Source organism: Leisingera sp. F5, assembly GCF_001593695.1.
In genome coordinates this window covers 1-1,190 of record NZ_LUKH01001211.1, presented here as the reverse complement: position 1 = coordinate 1,190, position 1,190 = coordinate 1, and the positions used below count along the sequence as shown (strand labels likewise).

1 protein-coding gene and 1 pseudogene are annotated in these 1,190 nt (G+C 62.0%); both read left to right on the top strand.

All coding sequences use genetic code 11. The annotated features are described in order from the left end of the window. Window positions 1–683 (top strand): annotated as a pseudogene (locus A2I95_RS40210) (nitrite/sulfite reductase); the annotation flags it as partial. A 4-nt stretch (window positions 684–687) separates the two neighbouring features. Further along, window positions 688–1,190: phosphoadenosine phosphosulfate reductase family protein (locus A2I95_RS40205; protein WP_291737918.1), on the top strand; the 503-nt coding region annotated here is incomplete at its 3' end.

Below are 1,190 nucleotides of genomic sequence, written 5' to 3'. Positions count from 1 at the left end.
ACGCGGATCATGCCATCGTCACCATCTCGATCAAAAAGCACGGTCAGACGCCGGGCGACGCCAGTGCAGAACAGATGCGCGTGATGGCAGATCTGGCCGAGGAATTCGGTTATGACGAACTGCGCATCAGCCACGAACAGAACGTGATCCTGCCACACGTCCACAAATCGGACCTGCCTGCGATCCACGCGCGTCTCAAGGAACACGGGCTGGGTACCGCCAACATCGGCCTGATCAGCGATATCATCGCCTGCCCCGGCATGGATTATTGCGCCCTGGCAACTGCGCGCGCCATTCCCGTGGCCCAACAGATCGCAACCCGCTTTGACGAGCTGAAGCTGGAGCACGACATCGGTCATCTGCAGATCAAGATTTCGGGCTGCATCAACGCCTGCGGCCACCACCATGTTGCCCATATCGGCATTCTTGGTCTGGACCGCGCAGGGGTGGAGAACTACCAGATCACCCTGGGCGGCGACGCGACTGAGACGGCTGCCATCGGCACCCGCACCGGCCCTGGCTTTGCCTATGACGAGATCGTGCCCGCAGTGGAACGCATCGTAGAGGTCTATATGGCGCAGCGTGAAGGCGCCGAGGAAACCTTCCTCGAAACCTACCGCCGGATCGGCATGGAGCCGTTCAAGGCTGCGCTGTACCCCGAGGCCCAGAAAAAGGTCGCCTGATCTGATGTTCGACACAGCCGGAAACAAGCCCGCCGGAGAGCCTGTCAGCCCCCGGGACCGGGAGCTGGCCGCCAAGGCAGAGGCGCTGAATGCGCGCTTCCGCCACCATTCGGCCACCTCGGTGATGGAGGGCGCATTGAAGGACGCGGGCCATATCGCTCTGGTCTCCTCTTTCGGCGCGGAATCTGTGGTGCTGTTGCATATGGCCGCGGTCATCGACCCGATGACACCGGTTGTCTTCGTGGACACCGAACTGCTGTTCACCGAGACGCTGATCTACCAGCAGGAAGTGAGCGAGCGGCTGGGCCTGCGCAATCTGCGCATTATCCGCGCCGATGATATCGCCGAAAAAGACCCCTACGGGGCCTTGAAATTCAGCGACAAGGACGCCTGCTGCGCCCTGCGCAAGACCATCCCGCTGCAAAAGGCGCTGTCGGACTATGACGGCTGGATCACCGGCCGCAAACGGTTCCAGGCCGGCACCCGCGCCGCCCTTGAGTTCTTCGA